Raw genomic sequence first — 7,802 nt, 5'->3', positions numbered from 1 at the left:
TGGTGGGTGTGCCCATCCACTACTTTGCGGCCATTGATCTGCAGGGCTTCCGCAGAATGGTCGACGCCGTGGGCGGCGTGACGGTCGACAATCCGAAGGCGATCAATGACCCGCGCTACGACTGGCTGGACGGCACCTCGGGATTCTATCTGGATGCCGGTCCGGTGACGCTCAACGGCCGCACCGCGCTCGCCTACGCGCGGTCGCGCCAGGGCATCGGCGACTCGGACTTCACGCGCGCCGCTCGCCAGCAGCAGTTGCTTGTTGCCCTTCGCAGCAAGTTGACGTCGCCGGACATGATTACGAAGTTGCCCGACATCATCAAGGCGGCGGGCGACACCGTCCGGACGAACTTGCCCACTGACCGGTTCGACGAGTTCATTGCCCTCGCGCGCGCAGTCAAGACGGAGGCGATCAACCGCACCGTGCTGACGTATCCCATTGCGTTCCACCCGCCCACCTCCTCGACCGGCGGCGTTTGGACGCTGCAGCTCCACATGGACAAGGTCGCGGACCTGTCGAAGAAGCTGTTCGGCAGCGACAGTCGCTACAGCCAACCTTGATGTTCCGCTACCACGTTCGCCTCCTTCGCTTGGCGCTGCTCCTCGCGGACGGCCTCGCGGCTGTCGGCCTGTTCGTGCTCGTGTCGATCGTCCGGCTCGGCGCCGGCTGGACCGCGTCATGGGAGGCGGCAGGCGCCCCATGGTGGACCTGGGCGTTCGCCTACGCTGTCATCTGGGTTGGGGCGGAGTGGCTCCAGGAGCTTGACCAGCTACGGTCGCGATGGACGCTGCGGGGCGAGGTCACCGACATCCTACGGGCCACCCTCTTCGCCAGTGTGTCGGTGTTCAGCCTGTTGTTCCTTGTCCATGCGCCGGAGGTCAGCCGGCTCTTCCTGGCGATCCTGTTCTCGGCCCAACTGGTCTTCTCGATTGCACAACGCGGCCTCCTGCGTTGGGGACTGGTGCTCGCGCGAAATCGGAACATCGGAACGCGCAACCTCCTCGTTCTCGGGACGGGCGCGGCTGCGCGCGACGTGGCAATGCGCCTAGCTCGTCACCCTGCGCTCGGCTATCGGATCACCGGCTACCTCGGGCAACCGTCCGCGTTCTGCCCGACGGTCCTCGCGCCGATCGAAGACGTCGAGGTAGTCATGCACGATACGGTCGTCGACGAGGTGCTTGCTGCGTTCGAGACTGACGAGCTCGACTACGTGGAACCTGTCGCGGCCCTCTGCCACCAGGAGGGCAAGCGGATGAGGCTCGTCCTGCTGCCGCACGTCGCCCCCATCAGCGGAGGTCGTGTCGAGACGCTCGGCGAATTCCAGATCCTGACGATCTCGAACGGCCCTGATCGGCTCATTGGCCTCGCGGCCAAGCGGGTGATGGACGTGCTACTCGCCAGCCTTGCCCTCGTCGTGCTGTCGCCCGTCCTCCTCGTCCTGGCCGCGGCAATTTGGCTCGAGGACCGAGGGCCGGTCCTCTTCCGACAGACACGGGTCGGCCTCAATGGCAGGCCGTTCAAGATCGTCAAGTTCCGGACGATGGTTCCGGACGCAGAGGCGCGCCTGGCCGAAGTCGCCGAGGGAAATGAGATCGCTGGCCCCGCCTTCAAGATCGGCGATGACCCCCGGATCACGCGCATCGGCCGCATCCTCCGGCGGACCAGCATGGACGAGCTTCCCCAGTTCTGGAACGCGTTGCGGGGGCAGATGAGCATTGTCGGGCCGCGCCCTCCCATCCCGGGTGAGGTGGCAGAATACGACCTGTGGCACCGCCGCCGGCTGTCGATGAAACCTGGCATCACCGGGCTCTGGCAGGTGTCGGCGCGGTTGGAGGCGGAGTTCGACCGCTGGGTAGAGCTCGACCTCACCTACATCGACCGCTGGTCGATCTGGCTCGACCTCAAGATCATGGCTCGGACGATTCCCGCGATGTTGAGTGGCCGATAGGCGTGAGTCTGGCACACCAGGTCTCCGATCGCCTGCGACGCTGGTAATGTCGACCACTCTCGGCGACGAACTCGATCACGGTGGGTCGCCTTCGCGTGCACCTATTCGCCTGGCCTTGGTCGGGAGCAGCGGTGGCCACCTTGCGCAACTCCTCGCGCTCCGCTCCCTGTGGGAGCGTTGGGACCGTTTCTGGGTGACCTTTCCCACCCCCGACGCGATCTCTCAGCTCCAGGGCGAGCGTGTCTACTGGTGTCATCACCCGACCAACCGGAATGCCAAGAACTTGGTTCGCAATACGTTCCTGGCTCGTTCTGTGCTTGCGCACGAGCGGCCCACGCACGTCATCTCGACCGGTGCGGCGGTTGCTGTGCCATTCTTCTACCTTGGCCGCTTGCACGGGACGACCAATATCTACATCGAGGTCATCGACCGGATCGCCTCGGCGACGCTCACCGGTCGGCTCGTCCAGCCCCTGACGCAGCACATGCTCGTCCAGTGGCCCGAACAGCTCGACCTGTACAAGAGCGCCCACCTTCTCGGGCCCTTGTTGTGATCTTCGTAACGCTGGGCACCCATCCTCAAGCGATGGATAGGCTTGTGATGGAGTTGGACCGCATGCTCGAGCGACGCGAGATCCAGGAGCCTGTCGTCATTCAGGCTGCCCGATTTGACTACCAGCCTGTCCACGCAACCGGGCACGCTGTCCTGCCGTACGCAGAGCTGGAAGGGATGATTCGGGCCGCCCGCGTCGTCATAACCCACGGCGGTCCAGGGTCGATAATGGCAGTGCTGGCGGCCGGTAAGGCACCGGTCGTCGTGCCACGTGATCCTCGGTATGGCGAGCACGTGGATGATCACCAGGTCCGCTTCTGCACGTGGTTCTCGCAGCGGCGTCCTATCCGGCTTGTGACCGACGTTACCTCACTGCCCCGGGTTCTCCGCGAGGTCGGGAATCGAGACGGAGTACCCCTCTACATCGGCCCGTCTCCGGAGGTGATCTGCCAACTCGCCGAAATCATCCAGCCTCGTCGCTTGGGGTGAAGGCCCTGATACCGGGCTCCGCATCGGCCCAGACGTGGTCTGACCGATGAGCGCGCTGCTCGCGCGCTTCCGAACACCCTCGCTGCGGGCGAGCCTGCTCTTCCTCGTGTCGTCGATCGCGTTTCAGGGTGCTCGATTCCTGATTACCCTGGTGGGCGCTGACGCGCTGGGTCCGGCAGACTTCGGAGTCTGGGTCCTCGTCGTCGCCGTCCTCTCCTACACCCCGTACGCAACCCTGGGTGTGGTGAACGCGATGAACCGGGAGGTCCCCATCCTCCTTGGCCGATCTCGGCCGCACGAGGCCCGAGAATCCGAAGAGGCAGCACTGGGCGCCTCACTCGTCAGCGCCATCGGGCTGTTTCTGCTCATCTTGGGCGTTGGGCTGGTGCAGAGAAGTGATCCGTGGCTCATGTTCTTCGTTGCCGTCGCTGTGTCTCTCCAGCAAGTCGTGTTCTGCTATCAAGCGACGCTTCGTTCTAGGATCCGATTCGGTGAGGCAGCCGCACAGCAATTCGTCATGGCGGGCGTGTTCCTGCTGGTTTCGCTTCCGGCACTCAGCGCACTAGGTGTCGCCGGGCTCATCGCCGGTCAGAGCGCGGCCTGGGCCTCGGCGGCCATACTCTCGGCAATGACTTTGCGCCCAGACCTGCGTGCGTCGTTCCCGGTCGCACTCCTAAGGCGACAGATACGATCGGGACTTCCCATCGCACTGAGCGGTCTGGCGTTCGCGATGTTGGTGACTCAGGATCGGTGGGTCGTCGCCGCGGCAGGCGGTGGTCAGGAGCTTGGGCTCTATGGTTTTGCGTCGACGGTTGCGTCCGCCCTCCTGCTACTCCTCTTGATCATCGGTCAGCAGATGTATCCGAGAATGGGCTACGTGTACGGGCAGAGGGATCGCGAGGCCGCGCGACGCCTGGCCACCCGGCAGTCGTTGCTGACTGCAGCCCTCACGGGTACGGGCGGCATCGCGATCCTCGCGGTCACCGCGATGCTTGTGCGGGCTCGATTGGGCGACTTCGCGCCATCGTTGTTGCCTTTGGCGATCCTCTGCATCGCGGGCACGATTCTCGGTGCCGCCAGCGGGTCGACCAACCTGCTTGTGGTGATCGGGCGGGCCTGGCTCTTGGTCGGCGTGTATCTCACCGGGGCATGCTCAGCGTTTGCGATCGGCCTCATTCTCCTGATCTCAGGCGTGGGCCTTGCGGGTCCTGCGATCGGGACACTGGTCGGAGCAGTCGTGGTCGCCACGGCAGCGACGGCGCTGGTGCGCGCACGATGACCGGCGGTGTTGCCTTCGTGGCCTCGAACGACGCGCATGTGGTGCAGTTCGCTCCCGTCATGCAGGAGCTTGAGCGTAGGGGCGTGGACGCTCAACTCTGGTCGCTCGACTGCGTCTACAACCAGGGCGTGACCACGTGCGCCGCGTCCCTCGGTATCGATGTCGGTACGCTCGCGCCGGGGATGCGGGTCTCCTCCTCTTTCTACCGGAGGCCGGTGCTCGCCGTCTGGAGGGACGTGCTCCGTTGCCGACGCCCGTTCCGGGAGTGGATTGACTCGACGTCGCCCGACGTGGTGGTGGTCGGCAACGACAGGGGCCTCGTGGAGAAGCTGATCCTCAACACAGCACGCCACCACGGCGCCAGGGTGGTCCTCGTGCAGGACGGGGTGCTCGCCGCGGTTCCGCCTCGACCGGTCACGCTCCGCCGACGGTTCTACCTGGCCGGCAAGGGAGTGGGGTCCAAGGCGCTACGGCTGATGGGGTTTTCGTACATGTCAGCATCGCGCTACGGGGAGGGGGGCGCTGACGTACTGTGCGCCAGTGGCCCTCAGGGCGCCTCCGTGTTCCGCCGCTTGGGCGTCCCAGCCGATCGGATTCGGATTACGGGGCAGCCCCGGTTTGATGGCCTGAGTCCGGCCGTCGGCTCCAGTGAGGAATCCCACCACCTCGTAGTCGCCTTCACGACGCCGTTCGCGGACGCTGGGATCGGCGCGGACCTACAGGATCGCCAGACCGCGCTGCTCGTTGACCTAGCTCGCGAGCTCCGGGACCGCGGAATTCGATTCCGTGTCAAGCGGCATCCGCGCGAATCTCCGCAGACTTATGCTGACGCCTTCGGTGACCGGTTGTTGACGGTCGACGGCAGCAGTGGGGACGTCCTGCGCAAGTGCGCGGTCGCCGTCGTCGGCATGTCGACCGTGACGGACGAGGCTGGCCTCAGCGGCGTACCGGTCGTGGTTCCGGGTCAGGTGGTCCATGCTGGACGGCTTGACCACCATCTGCCGCCTGCGGACTGCTATCCACGGTTCGAGTCCGCCCCGGAAGGAGCCGCGATGATCGCATCCCTTCTCGAAGACGACCTAGCCCGGGAGGAGTTGCGGCGGCGCCAGCAGGAGGCTGTCTCCGCGAGGATATTCGTTGACCCTGAGCGCTCCGCCAGCCTGAACGTCGCCGACGCTATCTGCTCGGTGATGTCGTGAGTCTTCTGAACTGGCCCCGGCGCCCGTCCGCAGCCGCAGACGGGCTGTTTGGCTACGACGATTCGATGCTTGGCGAGCTAGCGGAATCGGTGCGGCGACACCAGTTCGGCGCGGCAGTCGCGAGCGGCGCAGTCGCGATGGGCATAGCCCTGCTGATTGCCGGCGTCGGACTGGGTGTTGGCGCACTGGGGATCGGGCTGCTGCTTGCCGGCTACATTGACCGGCGCCTGATGCTGCTGGGCGCGCTGCTCATCGCGCCCGCACTCACCGCGTTCCACCGGATCCAGCTCGCGACCATCGGCGGCAACACCCTGGATGTTCGCTTGGTGCTTACGGGGGCATTGGCGGTTGTGATCTGGGTGTGGCTCGCCGTGGATCGCCCCCGCCTGGATGTGACTGCCGTCATATTCGTGGCTTACGTGGCCGCGGCGCTGATCCTGACGCCACTCAACAGCGTGGCACCTCTCAAGGCGCTGCCGGTCCTCGCCCGGGACCTTGTCTACCTCGGCGCCTTCCTCGGTGCGCGTGCGTGGCTCGGCTCTGCCCGCGGTGCAAACATCGTCCTCATCGCGGCGGCCGTCGGCTTGCTGGTGCCAGCGATGAGCGGGCTGGTGCAGTGGATGACAGGGGGCGGTCTCGTCGCAGCCGGTAGCTGGCGGCTCAGTGGACTGTATGGCTCCTCGCCGGTCGGGCTTGCCCTTGCGATGCAGCTAGGCGTCGTCTTCCTAGCTGGGAGCTCGCTCACTGAGGGCTTTGCGCCGCGCTTGCGCTGGGTCGCCGGGATCCTCGCCCTCGCATTGATGTCGGTTATCCTCGTCCAGACATCGAGTCGGCTCCCGTTCTTGACGACCGTCGTCGCCCTCATGGCCTTTGAGGTCGCGCGACGCCGTTGGGTAGGAGCGGCTGTCGTGCTGGTGTTGTCCGCGCTCCTCATGCTGTCGAGTGGCGGTCTGTCGGCCCGCATCGGTTCCACGTTTGTCCCCACGGCAACGAGCGCACCAACTGTCTCGACGGCACCGGTCCCATCGGGCGGTATGCCGGCGGCGACGCCGGCGACCGACGCCAATTCGGGGGACGAGGACGTGGGTGGCGGAGCCGCGTCGCTCCGGTATCGCTTGTTCGTGTGGCGCACGATGATGAACGAGTGGTGGGCGTCGCCGTTGGTCGGACGTGGCACGGGGACGTTCGCGACATTGCTCGAGCAGCGGACGGGGTTGCATCGCGTTGCGCCCCACAATGACTATGTCTACGCTCTGGTGGAGGGAGGCGCGCTGCTGTTCCTGCTGTACGTTGGCCTCCAGGCCATGGTCGTGATCGGGCTCTTGGCAGGGGCGCTCAGGGACGCTAACGCACGCCTTCCACTCGTCGCGCTGGTCGCCTTCGGCATGACCAACATCGCCAACAGCATCAACAACGCGGTCTTCTACCTCGACCTCCAACTCGTCGTCTGGGTCATCGCGGCTTCCGTACTGGCAAGCACGGAGCATCGAGTGGGTGTTCCTGCGCACCTATGGCGGCCAGAGCCTGGGACGCGGACGTCAGAACGGGGATCGTAGGACCGGGGGCGAGGCGGTCGGGCATGGAGCGATCCACTGGACCCTCCCAGGTCCGGCCCCATCACCACTGGATCGTGGTGCGAGACTCTGAAGGAAGGTGGAGTCTGAGGCATCGTGGCTGTTGCCAGCGGCTCCAGAACCGCATGTCCGGCGGTCCGACCCGTCTCCGGGGGCGACCGAGTTCAGGCCGCAGAATCCGCGAGTGCTGCGCGCAGCGCCGCCACGACGCGCGCCCTGCCGGCCTCATCCAGGCTTGACGACGACGGCAGGCTGAACGCCACGTCGAAGATTGACTCCGCGACGGCGCCGCCGAGGCGCGGCGCGTCGCGCCAGAGCCGCGTGCGGTGCAGGGGTGTCCAGATCGGCCGAGCCTCGACGCCCGCTTCGGACAGGTCGATCAGAAGCCGGTCGCGCGCCCCCGGTCCGCGCTCCGGGTCCAGGGCGGCGGTGTACAGCCAGAAGGACGGGTCGGCCCACGCCGCATGGGGTGCCGGGCGTATGCCGCGCATTCCGGCGATGGCGCTGTCGTAGGCCGCCGCGTTGGCGCGTCGCGCTCCCAGAAGCGACGGCAGTTCCTCGACCTGGGCGAGCCCGATGGCTGCTGCGACGTTCGTGAGCCGGTAGTTGTAGCCCACCTCATCGTGGTCGTAGGCCGGGCCGGGGAGGCGCGCCTGAGTAGACAGGTGGCGGGCCCGTCGTGCGAGCGCCTCATCGTCGGTGACGAGCATCCCGCCACCGCCTGTCGTGATCAGCTTGTTGCCGTTGAAACTAAAGCA

The 7,802-nt window shown here is 66.1% G+C and carries 8 protein-coding genes; 7 read left to right on the top strand and 1 reads right to left on the bottom strand.

From position 1 onward, the window contains the following. The 7 genes from VGM51_01220 to VGM51_01190 form a co-directional block, all read left to right on the top strand. Nucleotides 1-563 (top strand): LCP family protein (locus VGM51_01220; GenBank protein ID HEY3411656.1); only part of this gene is annotated, 563 nt, incomplete at its 5' end. Further along, nucleotides 563-1,951 (top strand): sugar transferase, encoded by a 1,389-nt coding sequence (locus tag VGM51_01215; GenBank protein ID HEY3411655.1) that lies wholly within the window; start codon nt 563-565, stop codon nt 1,949-1,951. The genes VGM51_01220 and VGM51_01215, both read left to right, overlap by 1 nt. 103 nt (nt 1,952-2,054) lie before the next feature. Further along, a complete protein-coding gene (locus VGM51_01210; GenBank protein HEY3411654.1) occupies nt 2,055-2,504 on the top strand; it encodes a UDP-N-acetylglucosamine--LPS N-acetylglucosamine transferase in 450 nt (149 codons plus the stop codon). Between the two features lie 47 nt (nt 2,505-2,551). Next, nucleotides 2,552-2,992: a glycosyltransferase gene (locus VGM51_01205; GenBank protein ID HEY3411653.1), complete on the top strand. Its 441-nt coding sequence runs from the start codon at nt 2,552-2,554 to the stop codon at nt 2,990-2,992. A gap of 46 nt (nt 2,993-3,038) precedes the next feature. Beyond that, complete coding sequence (locus VGM51_01200; GenBank protein ID HEY3411652.1) at nt 3,039-4,271, top strand: hypothetical protein; 1,233 nt, start codon at nt 3,039-3,041, stop codon at nt 4,269-4,271. Beyond that, nucleotides 4,268-5,470, top strand: coding sequence for a hypothetical protein (locus VGM51_01195; GenBank protein ID HEY3411651.1), 1,203 nt, complete (start codon nt 4,268-4,270; stop codon nt 5,468-5,470). Before VGM51_01200 ends, VGM51_01195 begins: the two co-directional genes overlap by 4 nt. Continuing rightward, entirely contained in the window at nt 5,467-7,026 is a 1,560-nt protein-coding gene (locus VGM51_01190; GenBank protein ID HEY3411650.1) for an O-antigen ligase family protein, read from the top strand. Before VGM51_01195 ends, VGM51_01190 begins: the two co-directional genes overlap by 4 nt. Nucleotides 7,027-7,208: 182 nt before the next feature. Here the strand turns inward: VGM51_01190 and VGM51_01185 are convergent. Then, on the bottom strand, nt 7,209-7,802 hold a 594-nt coding region (locus VGM51_01185; GenBank protein HEY3411649.1), incomplete at its 5' end, for a DegT/DnrJ/EryC1/StrS family aminotransferase.

The organism is Armatimonadota bacterium (assembly GCA_036504095.1).
Classification (GTDB): Bacteria; Armatimonadota; DTGP01; order JAKQQT01; family JAKQQT01; genus DASXUL01.
Note: the sequence above shows the minus strand (reverse complement) of the source record. Positions and strands in the feature narration are given on the sequence as shown.